This window comes from Vibrio sp. CUB2 (assembly GCF_001557945.1).
GTDB classification, from domain to species: domain Bacteria; phylum Pseudomonadota; class Gammaproteobacteria; order Enterobacterales; family Vibrionaceae; genus Vibrio; species Vibrio owensii.
This window is the reverse complement of record NZ_LNRB01000023.1, coordinates 23,659-42,838: the sequence shown is the minus strand read 5'-3', so window position 1 is coordinate 42,838 and position 19,180 is coordinate 23,659. Positions and strand designations below refer to the sequence as shown.

At 46.7% G+C, this 19,180-nt stretch carries 19 protein-coding genes; 14 read left to right on the top strand and 5 right to left on the bottom strand.

Going from position 1 to position 19,180, the window contains the following annotated elements:
• Positions 1-77 precede the first annotated feature (77 nt).
• The 3 genes from ATB78_RS24900 to ygfZ form a co-directional block, all read right to left on the bottom strand.
• A complete protein-coding gene (locus ATB78_RS24900) occupies positions 78-284 on the bottom strand; it encodes a DUF1107 domain-containing protein (RefSeq protein WP_005449772.1) in 207 nt (68 codons plus the stop codon).
• A 653-nt stretch (positions 285-937) separates the two neighbouring features.
• Positions 938-1,411 (bottom strand): YbaK/EbsC family protein, encoded by a 474-nt coding sequence (locus tag ATB78_RS24895; RefSeq protein ID WP_038891909.1) that lies wholly within the window; start codon positions 1,409-1,411, stop codon positions 938-940.
• Positions 1,404-2,372, bottom strand: a complete 969-nt coding sequence (gene ygfZ / locus ATB78_RS24890; protein ID WP_061010901.1) for a tRNA-modifying protein YgfZ — start codon at positions 2,370-2,372, stop codon at positions 1,404-1,406. Before ygfZ ends, ATB78_RS24895 begins: the two co-directional genes overlap by 8 nt.
• 236 nt (positions 2,373-2,608) lie before the next feature.
• On the opposite strand from ygfZ, the gene ATB78_RS24885 reads away from it, so the two are divergent.
• Positions 2,609-2,869 (top strand): succinate dehydrogenase assembly factor 2, encoded by a 261-nt coding sequence (locus ATB78_RS24885; protein ID WP_005429937.1) that lies wholly within the window; start codon positions 2,609-2,611, stop codon positions 2,867-2,869.
• Positions 2,817-3,257: a protein YgfX gene (locus tag ATB78_RS30175; RefSeq protein WP_346393702.1), complete on the top strand. Its 441-nt coding sequence runs from the start codon at positions 2,817-2,819 to the stop codon at positions 3,255-3,257. Before ATB78_RS24885 ends, ATB78_RS30175 begins: the two co-directional genes overlap by 53 nt.
• 34 nt (positions 3,258-3,291) lie before the next feature.
• Here the strand turns inward: ATB78_RS30175 and nadB are convergent, their stop codons facing one another.
• Positions 3,292-4,899: an L-aspartate oxidase gene (nadB, locus tag ATB78_RS24880; RefSeq protein WP_005436463.1), complete on the bottom strand. Its 1,608-nt coding sequence runs from the start codon at positions 4,897-4,899 to the stop codon at positions 3,292-3,294.
• A 586-nt stretch (positions 4,900-5,485) separates the two neighbouring features.
• On the opposite strand from nadB, the gene rpoE reads away from it, so the two are divergent.
• The 11 genes from rpoE (at position 5,486) to acpS (ending at position 14,705) form a co-directional block, all read left to right on the top strand.
• A complete protein-coding gene (gene rpoE / locus ATB78_RS24875) occupies positions 5,486-6,064 on the top strand; it encodes an RNA polymerase sigma factor RpoE (RefSeq protein ID WP_005436461.1) in 579 nt (192 codons plus the stop codon).
• 26 nt (positions 6,065-6,090) lie between these two features.
• Complete coding sequence (locus ATB78_RS24870; RefSeq protein ID WP_005449785.1) at positions 6,091-6,717, top strand: sigma-E factor negative regulatory protein; 627 nt, start codon at positions 6,091-6,093, stop codon at positions 6,715-6,717.
• Positions 6,714-7,679, top strand: a complete 966-nt coding sequence (gene rseB / locus ATB78_RS24865) for a sigma-E factor regulatory protein RseB (RefSeq protein WP_009707602.1) — start codon at positions 6,714-6,716, stop codon at positions 7,677-7,679. The genes ATB78_RS24870 and rseB overlap by 4 nt, the downstream gene beginning before the upstream one ends.
• A complete protein-coding gene (locus tag ATB78_RS24860; protein ID WP_033005323.1) occupies positions 7,676-8,146 on the top strand; it encodes a SoxR reducing system RseC family protein in 471 nt (156 codons plus the stop codon). The genes rseB and ATB78_RS24860 overlap by 4 nt, the downstream gene beginning before the upstream one ends.
• Positions 8,147-8,273: 127 nt before the next feature.
• The gene (gene lepA, locus ATB78_RS24855; protein ID WP_005436452.1) at positions 8,274-10,067 is read left to right on the top strand and encodes a translation elongation factor 4; all 1,794 of its coding nucleotides are present in this window, start codon (positions 8,274-8,276) and stop codon (positions 10,065-10,067) included.
• A 104-nt stretch (positions 10,068-10,171) separates the two neighbouring features.
• Positions 10,172-11,071: a signal peptidase I gene (gene lepB, locus ATB78_RS24850; protein ID WP_005436449.1), complete on the top strand. Its 900-nt coding sequence runs from the start codon at positions 10,172-10,174 to the stop codon at positions 11,069-11,071.
• Positions 11,072-11,091: 20 nt separating this feature from the next.
• The gene (rnc, locus tag ATB78_RS24845) at positions 11,092-11,769 is read left to right on the top strand and encodes a ribonuclease III (protein ID WP_005436448.1); all 678 of its coding nucleotides are present in this window, start codon (positions 11,092-11,094) and stop codon (positions 11,767-11,769) included.
• Entirely contained in the window at positions 11,762-12,724 is a 963-nt protein-coding gene (gene era / locus ATB78_RS24840; protein ID WP_005436447.1) for a GTPase Era, read from the top strand. The genes rnc and era overlap by 8 nt, the downstream gene beginning before the upstream one ends.
• Before the next feature lie 128 nt (positions 12,725-12,852).
• Positions 12,853-13,584 carry a DNA repair protein RecO gene (recO, locus tag ATB78_RS24835; protein WP_005426504.1) on the top strand — a complete coding sequence of 244 codons (732 nt, stop codon included), beginning with the start codon at positions 12,853-12,855 and terminating at the stop codon, positions 13,582-13,584.
• A complete protein-coding gene (gene pdxJ / locus ATB78_RS24830; protein WP_005426507.1) occupies positions 13,581-14,312 on the top strand; it encodes a pyridoxine 5'-phosphate synthase in 732 nt (243 codons plus the stop codon). Before recO ends, pdxJ begins: the two co-directional genes overlap by 4 nt.
• Positions 14,313-14,324: 12 nt before the next feature.
• Entirely contained in the window at positions 14,325-14,705 is a 381-nt protein-coding gene (gene acpS / locus ATB78_RS24825) for a holo-ACP synthase (protein WP_009707600.1), read from the top strand.
• A gap of 90 nt (positions 14,706-14,795) precedes the next feature.
• Here acpS and barA read toward each other — a convergent pair whose 3' ends face one another.
• Positions 14,796-17,594, bottom strand: coding sequence for a two-component sensor histidine kinase BarA (gene barA / locus ATB78_RS24820; RefSeq protein WP_045395389.1), 2,799 nt, complete (start codon positions 17,592-17,594; stop codon positions 14,796-14,798).
• Between the two features lie 192 nt (positions 17,595-17,786).
• Between barA and rlmD the strand changes: the two genes are divergently transcribed.
• The gene (gene rlmD / locus ATB78_RS24815; protein ID WP_061010900.1) at positions 17,787-19,106 is read left to right on the top strand and encodes a 23S rRNA (uracil(1939)-C(5))-methyltransferase RlmD; all 1,320 of its coding nucleotides are present in this window, start codon (positions 17,787-17,789) and stop codon (positions 19,104-19,106) included.
• Positions 19,107-19,180: the final 74 nt, after the last annotated feature.

Here is a 19,180-nt window from a genome sequence, read left to right as displayed (position 1 = left end):
CGCGTTTCTCGCTTCACGAATAGAAGACACAAAAAAGGCTGGTTAATCCAGCCTTTCTTATTACATCGATGTTTAAGCTAAGCGTATGCGCATCTGAGCTTCATAATCTCTTGGTTAATCTCTTTTACTGCCTGAAAGTGACGTTTCTCAGCTTTCTCTGGCAACATCAATTTTCCGTTATCAAACTCGAACTTACCGACTCCGTAAATATAAATTCTTCCTTTAAAAAGACGACTTATGTGTTTAGCAATCATACCTGGTGTATAGCGCTTAAACAGTCTCATATTTACTCTTCCTTATCTCTTACCTAGCCCAGTTATTCTACGTTTTTCGCGTAAAAATTATTGTGACAGCAATAGTATTAAGTGCAGTTGAGGTACTTGGCTTTAGAGATTTGTGCTGCCTTAGACAAATTGACAGAGTCATATCTCAAATAGCGTGAGGATTACCTCAAAAAATCATTATCGAAGGAACCAGTCCTTGAGTCCTCCTGTTCTTACGTGGTGCATTAAGCAACAGTTTTGTTACAGAAATAAGAATAGAAGGAAAATGATTGTTTGCTAAATGTTTTTACTCAATGGGTTGCATTTTGTTCGTTTTGACGAGGTTGAAACCTCAAATGCATTGCTTTCATTGAGTTAGAGGAAGGAAAAGGGAAAAAGTTCCACGCAAAAAAAAGCCCGCTTCGGCGGGCGAATAGTCACAGATGCATTACACAAAAGTGGACGACTGACTTAATGAACGCTGTCATACAAGTCAGCAGATTCACTTTACGCTGGCTAAGTCGTTGTTGAAAACTTAACCAACGAATTCAGCATATACGAGTTTTTTATGTGTGACTATTTATGTTTTAAAAAATGATTAAAAATTCTTAAATGTAATCGGAGAGATATGAGTGAGATCACGCAGGAGTGAGAATCCTGCGCTTGATTACATGTTAGCGACAGATATCAGCCATGGTTGGTTGGCATAATTGGATTAGATCATCGATGGATAGTGCTAAGCCAGCCATACGATCTCCGCTGCTAATGGTGATTTCTTTTTCTTCAAGCAAACTTGGGTCAAATACGATAGGCATGTAGCGTTTTAGGAGTAGTGGTGTGACAGTACCAATCTTGTATCCGGTAATCGCTTCTACGTCTGCTTGATCAACACACGTCATACGACGGCACTGCAGTAATGCGCGCACCTTCTTTGGATCAACGCTACGATCACCTGGTGCACAAGCAAGCGCATATTGGTTCCCCATATCGCGCAAAAGAATCGCTTTGACCATTTGAGAAGGGCGAATGCCACGTTGTTGCGCGGCATCCTCAATGGTTGTTGCAGGTCTTTGATGAGGAAGAAGGCGAAACTCGATGTTCTGGTCCGCCAAAAACTGCATCAAAGGGGTATGAATGGTATTACTCATCGTCAAGGCTGTACGGCAGTGGTGCGATTTCCCATTCACACTCAGGTTGAGCAACCAAGCGCAGACGAGTGTCATCGTCTAGGTTGTTTGGCAATACAATGAGCCCCATCGCTTGGTTGTCGCTGAATTGGTAATGTGTGAGCAAGGCGCCTACTGAACGCCAGTTTTCACCGACACTACGTTCCAATTCGATTGCACCTTCACCTAAGGCTTCAGCGGTTGCACCTTTAACAATGTACATTGCACGTTTGTTGGTGCCGCGGTATTTCGCGCGCGCTACGGTTTCTTGACCTGTGTAGCAGCCTTTCGTAAAGCTGATGCCCTCAAGCGCTTGTAGGTTTAGTGCTTGTGGGATGTGCTCGTTTTGCGCATCTGCTGCCACGTATGGTAGTGCGGCTTCAATATCGAAACGGGTCCAAAGCTCATGGGTTGTCAGTGTTGCTTTGCTATCTTCCACTAACGATTGTGCTGCTTCTGCTGTAAGCGCAAGCAACCAGCGGTTTGAAGCAACTTTGACTGCAGTGCCACCTTCAACTGTACGCACGTCGCCAGAATCAGCATTTAGTGTTGAGATGAACGCATCTGCATTCTCACCAGCAACACCCAGCATGATGTCGTTTGATTGTTCGATGGTCACTTTCGAGAACACCGCGTATTTTTTGATTTCTTTTAGTTCCACTTCAATCGCTGATTTCGGCTGAACCATTGCATAGCCATCGTTATGGTGGAATAGGCGGAAGACACTCCACACTTTACCTTTCGCATCACAATGGGCACCCAACATTGATTGGTCTTTCTCAAGAGAAACCACATCGCAGGTAACTTGACCGTGTAGGTACGACTTTTTGTCGTCTCCAACCATGGTGAGCATGCCTAGGTTATCCAATAGCGAGATAGACAGCTCAGGTAGTGCGTCTTGTGTCGATAGGTTCAGCGGTGAAAAGCGAGTTTGCCATTCCATGATTACAATGCCTTTTGAAGATATTTTTCAGCTATGTTAAATGCAGAATCGGCATTTGTCAGCACTCAATATATCCACTCAATTTTAAGGTGTTTGGCTTTGCTGAACGTTTGTTTATTAAATGCGTTCAGGATTTGCAGCGACTTGGCTACATATTGTGACCCGCACACTAGTGACGTTGCACATCCCTTGTTACACTCCGCACTAAGAACAAGACATCTATGAAGGAATACTGAATGTACACTGCGGAAGAAAAGGCGCGTATTAAATGGGCTTGTCGTCGTGGCATGCTTGAGCTTGACGTGGTGATTATGCCGTTTTTTGAAGAGTGCTTTGATGCACTAAATGAGCAAGAGCAGCGTGATTTCGTCTCACTACTAGAATGCGATGATCCCGATCTGTTTACTTGGGTGATGGGCCACGGTCGCAGCGAAAACCTAGGTCATGCATCGATGGTCGATAAAATTGTCGCACACAACCTCAGCAAGGTTCGTTAATCTTAAGGTTAACACTTCTCTATACGCCCAAATTGCCAACCAACTTCTTCTCCTAGGTTGCGTTTGGGCGGTTATCTGCTCTGATATCCCACTCGTCTTATCAACTTATCTGTTACTACTGATTATCCGTTGCCAATTGCAAGGTGGCTTTGTCGTACCTTCAGCCTGTAGTGGTTGGTATTTGCATCGTGATGGCACAGTACGCAATGACAAACAAACTTCGACAATATCGAGCGTTGATGTGTCGGCGGTGGCGTTCAAAGTCACGTTTGAATTAGCGTCGGGTGAGAAAGTCACGATTTGGCGAGACAGTTGTGAAGACGTGGAATATCGTCAACTGTGTTTGATATTACGACAATGGAAAATGGGAGCCGAAGCTCCCATTTGATCTTGTATCTGACGGTTACTTTTTAGTGTCAGAGCTATTTGTTTGGCGTAAGAATCGTTGGGCCGCTGTTTTCTAGCTGGTTTGGATAATCCAAGGTGTAGTGCAGACCGCGACTCTCTTTACGCTGCATCGCACAACGCACCATTAGCTCTGCGACTTGCAGAAGGTTACGCAACTCTAGCAAGTTGTTTGATACGCGGAAGTGACTGTAGTACTCGTGCGTTTCTTGTTGCAGCATCTGGATACGGCGCAGTGCACGTTCAAGGCGCTTATCGGTACGAACGATACCCATGTAATCCCACATAAATAGGCGCAGCTCATGCCAGTTGTGTTGGATGATCACTTCTTCATCACTGTTGGTGACTTGGCTTTCATCCCAACATGGAACCTGCGGTGCTAGTTCTACTTCGTTGTGATGTTTAAGAATATCTTTGGCTGCCGACCATGCGTAAACCACACACTCAAGTAGCGAGTTCGATGCCATACGGTTCGCGCCGTGCAAGCCTGTGTAGCTCACTTCACCAATAGCGTAGAGGTTCTTCAGATCGGTATGGCCGTTTTGATCGACCATGACGCCGCCGCATGTGTAGTGCGCCGCAGGTACGATTGGGATTGGCTCTTTAGTCATGTCGATACCCAAATCCATCAAACGAGAGTAGATGGTTGGGAAATGCTTAGTAATGAAATCCGCTGGCTTATGGCTGATGTCGAGATACATGCAGTCAGCACCTAAGCGCTTCATTTCGAAGTCGATCGCGCGAGCCACGACATCACGCGGAGCAAGCTCTTTACGCTCATCAAAATCCGGCATAAAGCGTGAACCATCAGGGCGACGTAAGTACGCACCCTCACCACGCAACGCTTCTGTTAGTAGGAAGTTGCGCGCTTCTGGATGGAACAGACAGGTCGGGTGGAATTGGTTGAATTCCATGTTCGCAACGCGACAACCTGCGCGCCACGCGATTGCGATACCATCACCAGAAGAGACGTCTGGGTTAGAGGTGTATTGGTAAACTTTGGAAGCGCCGCCCGTTGCGAGAACAACAAATTTTGCACGAACAGTTTCAACTTGTTCTTCGTTGCGGTTCCAAATATAAGCACCAATGATCTTGTTTTTGTCGCCGCCAATTTTATCTTCGGTGATCAAATCCAGAGCATTGTGACGTTCAAGAACATGAATGTTTGGGTGGCTGTGTGCGTTGTCTTGAAGAGAAGTTTGCATTGCCATGCCAGTTGCATCGGCTGCGTGCAAAATACGGCGACGACTGTGTCCGCCTTCGCGAGTTAGGTGATAACGTGGTTCTTCGTCAGAATCATCGTCTTCACGGTCAAATGGCACGCCACCATCAATCAACCATTGCACGCACTCTTTTGAGTTTTCCGCGATGAATTTAACCGTCTCTTCGTCACAGATACCATCTCCGGCAATTTGTGTATCTTCAACGTGAGACTCAATGGTGTCCGACTCATCAAATACTGCAGCGATACCACCTTGCGCGTAAAACGTCGCACCTTCGCTACGTGGTCCTTTACTTAGAACCATCACCTTACAGTGGTTTGCGACACGTAAAGCCAACGACAAGCCCGCGGCGCCACTCCCTACCACTAACACATCACATTCATGTTCACGATTTGTGTTCATATTACTTTTACAATCCCAAGCTAAGGTAACAAGGCTACCTTGTGTATATTTTGCACACCATGTGCATCCATTAACGCGACATCCGTCGCTAAGGGCTAAGTTGGGAGGTATCTAAATCACCGCAACTCTGGTGACTTGTGCCACTCTTATTTTTGCATGTCGATGACATGCGAATGCTTCCTGAGTTTTATTTTAAACGCGTTGTTCAGATGGCCATTAGCCGTGCCAACAAAAAGTAATAGTTTGTCAATGCCATTGCTTTTCTAGGCTCTACCCAGCACAATCTGGGACAGAGATCATCCATTATACCCATTTCCCCAACACTATGCTCGCTTGTCAAAACGAGACGTAATTCAGACGTGGCGAGGGATTTGGCTAGTGACATCACACTGTGAAAAAACAATGACAAAAAATTTGAGAAACTATGGAACTTTCTCATTCACGTCGGAGTCACAATAGTGCTCAAGTAAGCAGTGGTGTCAATACTAAGTGCTCAAGTAAGCAGTGGTGTCAATACTACGTTTTGCATAATTAGTACCCATATCTGAGAAGAGTAGGGGCATAACAAATAGGAGTATCCGCTCGAATGAACGAGCAGCTGACCGATCAAGTATTGATTGAGCGAGTTCAGAATGGAGATAAGCAAGCATTCAACCTGCTGGTAACAAAGTATCAGAACAAGGTATGTAATCTTATTTCCAGATACGTAAGTAATCCTGGCGATGTTCCAGATGTAGCACAAGAAGCGTTTATCAAGGCTTACCGAGCTATCCCTAGTTTTCGCGGGGAGAGTGCGTTTTACACTTGGCTGTATCGCATTGCGGTGAATACTGCGAAGAATCATATCGTTGCTCAGGGTCGTAGACCGCCTGCGACGGATGTTGATGCTGAAGATGCTGAATTTTACGAAACAGGTAATGCACTGAAAGAAATTTCGAACCCTGAGAACTTAACGTTGTCCAAAGAATTGCAACGGGTAGTGTTCAGCGCAATCGAAGCCTTACCTGAAGATTTGAAAACGGCAATGACTCTGCGTGAGCTTGACGGCTTAAGCTATGAGGAAATTGCTGAAGTAATGGATTGCCCGGTGGGAACGGTACGATCACGTATCTTCCGTGCTCGTGAGGCGGTGGAAAAGAAAATCAAACCTCTTTTGCAGCGCTAGTACAAGTGATAACTATGGTGAAAATAATGGCTGACAAAGAAAAACTTTCAGCTCTCATGGATGGAGAATTGGTCGATAAGGCTTTAATTCAAGAATTAGAGCAAGACCAAGAGAGCCGTGATGCTTGGCAGAACTATCACCTGATTGGTGATGTGATGCGAGGCGAAGCGCCAGCAAAGCCTGAGTGGAATATTGCTGAAAGCGTAGCGTTAGCGTTAGAAGACGAGCCTGTGCATCGTGCTATCGATTCGCGCAGTGCAAACGTGATTTCAATTAACGACGCGCCAAAAGAGTCGCAACCAGAGCCACAAAAAGCGAAACGCCAATTGCCAGCTTGGTTGACCCAGTTTGGTCAAGTTGCGGTCGCTGCGTGTGTGTCACTCGTTGTGATTTTAGGTGTGCAACAATACGGTGGTAGTGACCCAATGTCGCCACAAGCCGATCAACTTCCTGTGCTTCAAACTGTGCCATTCGCTGGCAGTGCTGAACCAGTAAGCTTGACGCGTGAATCCGTAGAGCGTTCGGTTGGTGAAGCAAATATGCAAGAGCAACGCAAACGCGTTCATGCTATGCTTCGTGACTACGAACTGCAGCTAAGAATTAACAGTGATGCGTCTCAGCAAGATGCACATCTGACTCCGGATATTGAATGAAAAAATTTCTGATCAGCGCTTGCGCTCTGTTCAGTCTGATGTCTTCGCAAGCCTTTGCTGGTGATAAGCCAGCGGAGGCTTTATTGCATCAAATGAGCGAGGCGAGCAAGAATTTAAGCTACGAACTCTCTTATATCCTTATCAAAAAGAACAGCATTGAACCTTTGCTGTATCGTCATGCGACTCACGACAAAGACCAGTACGCACATCTTGTGTATCTAAGCGGTCCTGTGCGTGAGGTTATTCGTCGCGGCACTGAAGTAAGCTACATCGAAACCGGCGCGGAACCGTTTACCATCGAATCGGGTAAAATGGTTGCTCCAATCATGCCGATGCTGAACGCGAACATCGACGAGCTAAACTTGTACTACGACTATGTAAAAGTAGGTCGTGCCCGTGAAGCAGGTGTACCAACACAAGTGCTACGTATCGTGCCAAAAGATGGCCTGCGTTATTCTTATGTGTTGTGGATTGATGAGAAGAGTAAGTTGCCACTGCGTGCTGATCTGGTCGATCGCGATGGTGAAATGCTTGAACAGTACCGAACTATCTCTTACTCAGTGAACCCTAAAATTGGCGAGCTGATGAGTGGTTTGGAAGAGGTTCAATTACCTGGTGTTTTGACCATGCCGAAAGGCGATATCGGCACTAGTGATTGGACTGTGGGCTGGATACCAGAAGGTTTCCAACCAAATGAATTGAATCGCTACCGTATGGCCGTGACCGATCAAATGGTAGAAAGCCAATTGTATTCAGATGGGCTGTTTAGTTTCTCTGTGTATGTGGCGAACAAAGATGAGCATTCGCTGAAAGGTCAGCTGGTTCGTCAAGGTCGTCGCACTCTACATAGCTTTATTAACGGCAACCACGAAATCTCTGTTGTAGGTGATATCCCACCAACAACGGCTCAGCGCATCGCACAATCGGTCACTTTTAATGTAACAAAGAGTGAAGTGCAATGATGACTGCATTGGCTACCGTGACGGGCGTTCACCGTCACGGTCAGCAATATGATGTCGATCTCAGCTGCGAGCAACAGACCAGTTGCAGCAGTTGTTCATCGCAAAAAAGCTGCGGCACTGGCGTGGTTACCAAAGCCATCGGTAACAAAACGCTGTCGTGGCATTTGCGTACCCCAAAATCCGTCAAAGTTGGCCAGGTGGTGGAAATTGGCTTCCCTGAAGCAAGCCTGATCAAATCAGCCATGGCGGTCTACCTTCTTCCTCTATTTGGTTTGATTCTCGGTGCCGTGATTGGCAACTTCCTGCTTGCGCCTTTAACCGCTGGCGGAGAGGGTATTACCATCCTCGCTTCGGTATTGTTTGCCGCTGGTGGTATGTGGCTCGCAAAACGTGTGTCACGCCCGCTAGAAGATGAGTCCAAACGTCAAGTCACCCTCATTCGAGTTCTCGGTGAACCTATTCAATAAGTTCTAAACTTTAAATAAGGTGCGCCCGTTAACGAAATTGGGTAGAATCTGCCAACTTGATTGAAATGCCGTCAACTGACGGCTTTCTTACTGTCCCTATTTGTAAAGAGTTAGTCACCCTAAATCTATGAAGCACATTCGTAACTTTTCGATTATCGCCCACATCGACCATGGTAAGTCGACCCTATCTGACCGTCTAATCCAAGTTTGTGGTGGATTAAGCGATCGTGAAATGGCCGCACAGGTTCTGGATTCTATGGATCTTGAACGTGAGCGTGGTATCACCATCAAATCTCAGAGTGTGACGCTGAACTACACCGCTAAAGACGGCGAAACGTACCAGTTGAACTTCATCGATACTCCGGGACACGTTGACTTTGCGTACGAAGTATCACGTTCTCTAGCCGCTTGTGAAGGTGCGCTACTGGTGGTTGACGCAGGTCAGGGTGTAGAGGCTCAAACGCTAGCTAACTGTTACACCGCGATCGAAATGGATCTAGAGGTTGTGCCAATCCTGAACAAGATTGACCTACCAGCGGCTGATCCTGAGCGTGTAGCGGAAGAAATTGAAGAAATCGTTGGTATTGATGCAATGGAAGCTACTCGCTGTTCTGCAAAGACAGGTATCGGTGTAGATGACGTTCTAGAAAACATCGTATCAGCAATTCCAGCACCAGAAGGTGATCCAGACGCGCCACTTCAAGCGCTGATCATCGACTCATGGTTCGACAACTACCTTGGCGTTGTTTCTTTGGTTCGTATTAAAAACGGCTCACTGAAGAAAAACGACAAGATCAAAGTAATGAGCACAGGCCAAACTTGGGGTGTAGACCGTCTAGGTATCTTCACGCCTAAGCAAGTGGACACTGATGTTCTGCGTACTGGCGAAGTAGGCTGGGTAGTTTGTGGTATCAAAGACATCCTAGGCGCGCCAGTAGGTGATACGCTGACACTAGCGAAAAACGGTAGCGAGAAGCCACTACCAGGCTTTAAGAAAGTAAAACCTCAGGTATACGCGGGTCTCTTCCCAGTATCTTCTGATGATTACGAAAACTTCCGTGACGCACTAGGTAAACTGAGCCTTAACGACGCATCGCTATTCTACGAGCCAGAAAACTCAGCAGCACTAGGCTTTGGTTTCCGTTGTGGTTTCCTTGGCATGTTGCACATGGAAATCATCCAAGAGCGTCTAGAACGTGAATACGACCTAGACCTGATTACAACGGCACCAACCGTAGTTTACGAAGTTGAGCAAACAAACGGCGAGACTCTGTATGTTGATAGCCCGGCAAAACTACCAGCGGTTAACGACATCGAAGAGATCCGTGAGCCTATCGCGCGTTGTAACATCCTAGTACCTGCGGATTACCTAGGTAACGTAATCACACTTTGTGTTGAGAAACGTGGTACTCAGGTAGATATGGTTTACCACGGTAACCAAGTAGCCGTTACTTACGATATTCCAATGGCAGAAGTAGTACTGGATTTCTTTGACCGTCTGAAGTCTACATCACGTGGTTATGCGTCTCTGGATTACAACTTCCAACGCTTTGAAGCATCGAACATGGTACGCGTAGACGTACTACTGAACGGCGACAAAGTGGATGCGCTAGCGTTGATTACGCACAAAGATCAGTCTCAGACTCGTGGTCGTCAGCTTGTAGAGAAGATGAAAGAATTCATCCCTCGTCAGATGTTCGACATCGCGATCCAAGCGGCTATCGGTAACCACATCATCGCGCGTTCTACCGTGAAACAGCTACGTAAGAACGTAATCGCGAAATGTTACGGTGGTGACGTGAGCCGTAAGAAGAAACTTCTGAAGAAACAGAAAGAAGGTAAGAAACGTATGAAGCAGATCGGTAACGTAGAACTGCCTCAAGAAGCGTTCCTAGCAATTCTTCACGTTGGTAAAGACTAGAGTTGAACTATCTCGTACTCTTGTCTGTCATAAGACGTTAGATAGTAAAATAAGTGAAAGGGTTTCGGCTCTTTCACTTTCGTATTTTTAGATAAGGGAATTTAATGGCGAATACATTCTCACTGATTCTAGTTATCGTGACTTTGGTAACTGGCGTAGTTTGGTTACTAGAAAAGCTGGTGTTTGCGAAAAAACGTCAAGCAAAGGTAGCGGAGATCCAAGCGCAAACAGCAAATGGTCTGGATGCGGTGACGCTACAAAAAGTAGAAAGCCAACCTTGGTGGGTAGAGAACAGCGTCTCTATCTTTCCAGTGATTGCATTCGTACTGGTATTACGTTCTTTTATCTATGAACCGTTCCAAATCCCTTCAGGCTCAATGATGCCTACTCTGCTAGTAGGTGACTTCATTTTGGTTGAGAAATACGCATACGGATTGAAAGACCCAGTATGGCGCACGCAGCTAGTGGAAACTGGCAAGCCTGAGCGTGGCGACATCGTGGTATTCAAATACCCACCACAGCCAAACATTGACTACATTAAACGTGTGGTTGGTTTGCCTGGTGATACCGTGCGTTACTCTGCGGACAAACAGGTATGTATTCAATCGAAAGGTGAATCATCTTGTAAGCCAGTCAAATTGAGCAATGTTGAAGAGAGCCAATTCATCCAAAATGGCATTCCTCTGATTCAGATGAATGAAAAACTGGGTGAAGTGGAACACCAAGTTTTGGTGAACCCGCTCGCTCGTGACCGTGTGCAGAACTACCAGCCACGTCCAGGAGTTAACGAATGGGTTGTACCACAAGGTCAGTACTTTGTTATGGGTGATAACCGTGATAACAGTGCTGATAGCCGTTACTGGGGCTTTGTTCCAGAAGCAAACTTAGTCGGTAAAGCTGTCGCGATCTGGATCAGCTTCGAGTTTGATCGTGGCGCAGACAGCGTTCTACCTTCATGGATTCCAACTGGTGTGCGTTTTAACCGCGTCGGTGGTATTCACTAACCATTACATATCGAGAGAGTATGAATTCTCCAATTGATAAACTAGAGAGAAAGCTCGGCTACCAATTTAAGGATGCTGGGCTTATCAACTTGGCGCTGACTCACCGCAGCGCCAACAGCAAGCATAATGAACGTCTTGAGTTTCTGGGCGATTCAATTTTAAGTTTTGTCATCGCTGATGATCTGTACCATCGCTTCCCGAAAGTGAACGAAGGTGACATGAGCCGTATGCGCGCTACTTTGGTACGTGGGCACACATTGGCGGAACTGGGTCGTGAATTCGATCTAGGAGATTATTTAAAATTAGGTCCAGGTGAATTGAAGAGTGGCGGATTCCGCCGAGACTCTATTCTAGCCGATGCGGTAGAAGCCATTATTGGTGCGATTTACCTTGATAGTGATATTGAAGCCGTGCGCGGTATTGTACTGAGCTGGTACAACTCGCGTCTTGAAGCCATCAAGCCTGGCGTATCACAAAAAGATCCAAAAACTCGCCTACAAGAGTTCCTGCAAGGCAGAAGAAAACCACTGCCTGTCTACACAGTGACTAATATTAAAGGTGAAGCGCACAACCAAGAGTTCACGGTTGAGTGTGACGTAGCAGGTGTGGATAAGCCTGTCATTGGTAAAGGCACCAGCCGCCGCAAGGCAGAACAAGCGGCTGCTGAAACAGCACTTGAGCAATTAACAAATGGCTGATAACGAATTCGATATCGATGCATTTTTTGCATCCAATGGTGAAGTAAGTTCACCAGAAAACCAGCACTGTGGCTTTATTGCGATTGTTGGTCGCCCAAACGTTGGTAAATCGACGCTTCTAAACAAAATTCTTGGTCAGAAGATTTCGATTACATCTCGTAAGCCGCAAACGACTCGTCACCGCATCATGGGTGTGGACACCGACGGCGATTACCAAGCGATCTACGTAGATACGCCAGGACTTCACATTGAAGAGAAGCGCGCGATTAACCGCTTGATGAACCGTGCAGCAAACTCATCTCTAAGTGATGTGAACCTAGTCTTCTTCTTGGTCGATGGTACGCATTGGACCAAAGACGACGAGATGGTGCTGACTAAGCTTCAAAAGTCGAACTTCCCAGTTGTACTTTGTGTGAACAAGGTAGACAACGTGCAAGATCGTAACGAAGTGATGATGCACATGGCCGACATGTCTAAGAAGATGGACTTCGTTGACGTTGTGCCAATTTCTGCAAAACAAGGTAAGAACATCGATGTTCTGCGCAAGCATGTTCGCGATCACTTACCAGAAGCAACGCATCACTTCCCAGAAGAATACGTAACCGACCGTTCTCAGCGTTTCATGGCGTCTGAAATCGTGCGTGAAAAGCTGATGCGTTTTACTGGTGAAGAGCTGCCATACTCGGTAACGGTTGAGATTGAGCGTTTCGATTACAACCCAGAAACTGACGGTTTCCATATCAACGCCCTGATTCTTGTTGAACGTAATGGTCAGAAGAAAATGGTGATTGGTAAAGGCGGTGAGAAGATCAAGACAATTGGTCGTGAAGCACGTCTAGATATGGAAGAACTATTCGGTCGTAAGGTTTACCTAGAGACTTGGGTAAAAGTGAAATCTGGCTGGGCAGACGACGAACGTGCACTGCGCTCACTGGGTTACATCGACGACCTATAAGTTTGGTTGCTTGTAAGTTTGGTAACGAAGACACTTCGTTCCAACATCGACTAAAATATAATATCGATTAAAATAAGGAGCCACTTGGCTCCTTATTTTTTATTACCGACTTAGGCACACTGATTGAAATGAGCAACCAGTCTTCAGAAGGCTTCCAACGCTGCTTTGTCTTGCACCGACGCCCTTACAGTGAATCAAGCTTAATCCTTGATGTATTCAGCGAGGAGTATGGTCGTATCACGTTGATGGCGAAAGGTGCGCGCAGCAAACGCTCCAATCTGAAAGGGGCATTACAGCCCTTCACGCCGCTATTGCTGAAATGGTCCGGAAAAGGTTCGATGAAAACCTTACGTCAGGCTGAGCCCATCAGTTTGGGCTTGCCGCTGTTCGGGATAAACCTTTATTCCGCGATGTACGTAAATGAATTAGTCGGGCGCGTGTTAATGGCGGAAGTGCCGATGCCTGCGCTGTTTCATGATTATCTGCATGCACTAACGGAATTGGCTCAGAGTGATAATCCTGAACCGGGGTTACGTCGTTTTGAATTGGCCCTGCTGTCTTCAATGGGCTATGGCGTCGATTTCTTGCATTGCGCCGGGACAGGTGAGCCTGTCGATCCTGAGATGACTTACCGTTATCGTGAACAAAAGGGATTCATAGCTTCAGTAAGGCGCGACAACCTGACATTTTTAGGTAATGAATTGATTGCGATTAGCGAACGGCGATTCGTCACTAAAGAGCAATTAAAAGCGGCGAAACGCTTTACACGTATGGCATTAAAGCCGTATCTTGGCGGCAAACCTTTAAAAAGTCGCGAATTATTCATTCAGACATATCGAGCACGGAGTAACGGAAAATGAGCTCAATCTACTTAGGCGTTAATATCGACCATATTGCCACTCTACGTAATGCACGTGGTACTAAATACCCAGATCCAGTTCATGCTGCTGAGATCGCAGAGCGTGCAGGTGCTGACGGTATTACCATCCACCTACGTGAAGACCGTCGCCACATCCTAGATCGTGATGTTCGCATCCTACGTGAAACCATTCAAACTCGCATGAACCTTGAAATGGCAGTAACGGACGAGATGGTTGAGATTGCGCTACAAACTAAGCCTGAGTTCGTTTGTCTGGTTCCTGAAAAACGTGAAGAGTTGACAACAGAAGGTGGTCTGGATGTTGTCGGTCAACTTGAGAAAGTGAAAGCGGCAACGCAAAAGCTAACTGAAGCGGGCATCAAAGTTTCTCTGTTCATCGATGCTGACCGTCAACAGATCGATGCGGCAAAAGCTTGTGGTGCACCTTACATTGAGCTTCACACTGGTCACTACGCAGACGCGACAACAGAAGAAGATCAGCAAGATGAGCTGAAGAAGATCGCAGCAGGCGCTAGCTACGCTGATGACCTAGGTATCATCGTAAACGCAGGTCACGGTCTGACTTACCACAACGTTGCACCAATCGCAGCTCTACCAGAAATCTACGAGCTAAACATCGGTCACTCGATCATTGGTCGTGCCGTTTTCGATGGTCTAGAAAAATCTGTGGCAGAAATGAAAGCCATCATGGTTGCGGCTCGTAAGTAATCAGATTTAAGCATGGCAATTTTAGGATTAGGCACTGACATCGCAGAGATTGAGCGCATTGAAAAAGCGCTCGGTCGTACTGGTGAACCCTTCGCAAAGCGCATTTTGTCGCAAGATGAAATGATAAAGTTTGCTGAATTGAAGCAAAAAGGGCGTTACCTTGCGAAGCGTTTCGCAGTAAAAGAGGCGGCCTCAAAAGCGTTAGGAACTGGCATCGCAAAAGGCGTGACCTTTCATGATTTTACGGTTTCGAATGATGAGTTTGGTAAACCAGTACTGACCTTATCCGGTGTGGCGAAGCAAATCGCTGAGTCGATGGGCGTCAATCATGTTCATCTGTCCATTTCGGATGAACGTCATTACGCCGTTGCGACGGTGATTTTTGAATCCTAACTTAGCCTGATTACGGATTAATAACCGAATACGAAAAAGCCAGAGTCGATGCTCTGGCTTTTTTATTGCTCTGATTTATGCTCTCATTCTCTACTGCTCAAGATAGAGTTTCGCGGTGCTAGTGACCTTTATCATCTCATCTTGCAGTTCAAACATTTCTGGCTCGATGTCTTCAATGCTAGCCCCTGAGCGCAGCGCTTGTTCCAAGGTTGCACACAATGACTTTAATCTTGGCACGCCGCAGTAAGAGCTGCTGCCGTGAAGTTTATGCACTACATGGATAAGGTCATCACGCGAGAAGTCTTCTTGCTCTAATGCTTGATCGACCACTTCTTCCACCTCAGGAATAAAATCAATCAGCATGCGCAGCATGTCTTTGGCTAAGTCTTCTTTATTGGCACTTTGTTTTAACGCTGCTTGCCAGTCGATGATGACATCTTGCTGCGGTTTTTCTGGTGCTGGTGGCGCAGTTTCCACAACAGGTTCGACATACGAAGGTGCAATCTTGTCGACACTCTCAGTGCAGGTATTTGGATTCCAATGAACCAAAACCTGTTGCAGTACATGCTCTTCAATTGGCTTGGTTAGGTAGTCATCCATTCCCGCTGCTAATAGTCGGTCACGCTCGCCCGCCATGGCATGCGCGGTCACCGCAATCACTGGGGTGTCTTTGTTCAGCTCTAGCTCTTTAATATGCTGACAAGCCGTCACGCCGTCCATTAATGGCATTTGAATGTCCATGAAGATCAGATCGTATTTCTTCTCAGTCGCAAGATTCACCGCTTGCTGACCATTGCTGCACGCCGTTACCGTTTCTACACGCTCTTTCAATAGCGCAGAGATCAGTTTCAAGTTAGCTGGGTTATCGTCGACTGCAAGCACCGTAAGTGGTAAGCGTTCATTCACCACTGGCTCAATTGGTGCAATCACCGCCTGAGGCGTTTCGACGTGATCTGTGATCAGGCTTTGTAGAAGCTTGCGACGTGATAATGGCTTGGTCAGACATTGGATCTGATGATCGTTCATCACTTGGTCTGCCAGTGCCAGTTCGGTACTCGGCGTACCCATGATCACACTCGGCGCCATGCGTTTTGCTTGTTCAATCCAAGCTGCTACCGACTGTTCGTCGTAGGTTTGGTTGGCAGCCAAGTTCAACAAGACGTAATCGTAGTTCTCGTCGTTTTCTGGCAACGAAGAGCGGTAGGTCACCAGAATGCCTTCTTGGCTTAGGATCTGCTGTGTCACCGACGCCGCTTGCATGTTTGGTTCAACCAACAGCAATTGTTTACCAGTTAGTAGTTCGACTTCAATCAGATCGCTCATTGGCATTTCAGTTGAGTGCAAGCGAACCGTAAACCAGAAGGTAGAACCTTGGTGTAGGCGACTGGTTAGGCTGATTTCACCGCCCATCTGGCTTACCAGTTTTTGAGTGATAACCAGACCAAGACCGGTACCACCATAGCGACGTGAAATACTTGCATCCGCTTGGCTAAACGCTTGGAACAACTGAGCTTGCTGACGCTCAGAGATACCAATACCAGTATCACGCACCATGAATTGCAGTTCGACCGAATCACCAGATTGTGAGCGCATCTCAACGCTGATGTCGATATTACCGCGCTCAGTAAATTTGATGGAGTTACCGACCAAGTTAGTAAGGATTTGTTGGATACGAAGCGGGTCACCCACCAAGCCTTGCGGGATCTTCGGATCCACTTTCAAGGTGATCTCCAAACCTTTCTCGTGCGCGCTGGTGGCTTGTAGGTTGATCACTTCTTCTAAGCTCTCTCGGAATTCAAACGGAATGTTTTCCAGTGCTAGCTTACCGGCTTCCAGTTTCGAGAAGTCGAGGATGTCGTTAATGATGTTCAGTAGGTTGTTTGCGGACTTCTCAATGGTCTGCAAGTAATCCGTTTGGCTGTTTGAAAGCTGTGTTTTCAGCATTTGACGGGTAAAGCCGATCACACCATTCAGCGGAGTACGAAGTTCGTGAGACATGTTCGCCAAGAATTCGGATTTCACACGTGCTGCTTCTTGGGCACGCTTCTTCGCGATGTCCAACTCCACGTTTTGAATCTCTAGCTGTTCCAGAGTCTCACGCAAGTCTGACGTCGCTTGGTCTATACTGTGCTGCATCTCAACGTGGTATTCCGACAGCGAGACCGCCATGGCGTTGATACCGTTTTTCAGCTGGTCTAACTCACCGTGCATTTTGCCTTCGATACGCACATCAAGGTGACCACGACGAATGCGGTCAACCACGTTCTTCATGTGGGTGATCGGTTGGGTTACATCATGCATGAGGCGAGAGGCGAATACACTCGCGAGACCAAGACCGAGGATCAACACCAAGAACGCAGAGAACACTTCTTGGTATTGCTGTAATCGAAGTGACGAAAGATCCATTTCCACTGCGATGTAGCCGATGGCTTTTGTGCCCTGATTCTCATTTGAGAGCTCCGAAAGATAGTGACCTTCAGATAGAATCGGCACGCGCAGAATAAGCGAGTTATCGAAGATTTCCGAATTGCCTAATTGAGGGATAGGCTTATCCTTCGGGAACATCAGAGCTTCAAAATTGGGATGGAAGTTAGAAGTGACGAAAAGCTCATGATTTTCATCGAACACCGCGATACTACGAACCAGTTTCGAGTTTTTGCGGTGGGCATAACTGATAAGGCGACGAACGGCTTCGCGACTTTCGGAAAGTAGGTGAGTTTCACTGGCAATCGCAAGCGGTTCGATAATGCTATTGCCTGTGGTGATAACTTGTTTCTCGAGGTCTTGGTAGCGGTTAAATGAGAAAAAGCCGCTCAGTAATAAACCAATAATGAGAGTGGGAGCGAGAGTTAGTGTAATTACACGTGCTCTTAAGCCATATCTGGTCATGTTATCTAATTACATCGGAGTCTGGATATGGGAAAATAACGCATTATTTCTCAAGCGCACGATAAAGCCTTGAGCAAAGAAGTGACGTCACCGGATAAACGGTAAGCATAATCAAGTCACTCGAATCACACAACGGCTGCAATCAAGAATAGTGAAGCAGTAGAGCAATTAGACACAAATCAGGCACAGAGCATGGCACGTATCTTTCAACCTAAAAAGAAAACGCAACTGAATACCCGCCACCAAGCGGTGCAAGTAGAGCGTTTGGATCACCACGGCGCAGGCATTGCTTACCTTAAGAAAAAACCATTGTTTATTGATGGTGCCCTACCGGGTGAGGAAGTGGTAACCCAATTGGTGGAAGAAAAGAGCAAGTTCGCTCGCGGTAAGTTGATTAAAATCCTTAAACCGAGTGACGCTCGCGTGGAGCCATTTTGTCCGCATTACCATGAATGCGGTGGCTGTGACCTGCAGCATCTGAACTATGACCAACAATTGACGCACAAGCAGCAAACGCTTCGTCAGTTGATGAGAAAATTTGCCGGCAGTGATATCGAGTTGGATGCGCCTGTGTTAGGTGAGTCTCTTGGCTACCGTCGCCGTGCTCGTGTGAGCTTGTTCGTGGATAAAAAGACTCGTCAGTTGCACTTTGGTTTCCGTAAGAAACAGAGTAAGCAAATTGCGCAAGTGACGGACTGCCCAGTGCTCGCACCTGAGTTGAATGTGCTATTGCCAGAAATCTACTCGACGTTAAAAGCGTTTAAGAAGCCAGAGCAACTTGGTCACGTAGAGTTGGTGCTAGGCGACAACGGTCCATGCATCACATTGCGTCATCTAAGCAAACTGACTGAAAAAGAAACCAACTCGTTGGTGGAATTGGCGAAGCGTCACAATGCATCGCTCTACTTGATGCCAGAAACCGATCAGCTTGATTTGATTGAAGGTGAAGTGCCTTTCTATCAAGAAGCGGGTGTCACCGTGCCATTTACGCCAAATAACTTTATTCAAGTTAACCAAGCGGTAAACCAGAAAATGGTCGCTCAGGCAGTAGAGTGGTTAGACCCACAAAGTGACGAACGAGTGTTAGATTTGTTCTGTGGCTTGGGTAACTTCAGTTTGCCTATCGCGAAGCGTGCAAAGCACGTAGTTGGCGTAGAAGGCGTGGCAGAAATGGTGGAAAAGGCGGCAAATAATGCATCTTTGAACCAAATCAATAACGCGCAATTTTATCACGCTAACCTTGAGCAAGATTTTGAAGGGCAAGTTTGGGCGGCTGAACAATTCGACAAAGTGCTGCTCGATCCGGCACGCGCTGGCGCGAGTGGGATCATCGATCAAGTTTCTGCGCTTGGCGCACAGCGTGTAGTTTATGTTTCGTGTAATCCTGCTACCCTTGCAAGGGATAGCCAGAGCTTGCTGGAGCAAGGCTACCAATTAACCAAATTAGGTATGCTGGACATGTTCCCTCATACCAGCCATCTAGAATCGATGGCACTGTTTGAAAAGTCCTGATAATTGGGACTTTGTTGATCACTTACACGTGGTGGGTGGTCAATAAGCCAACGCTTAAAGCTTGGCACAAGAAC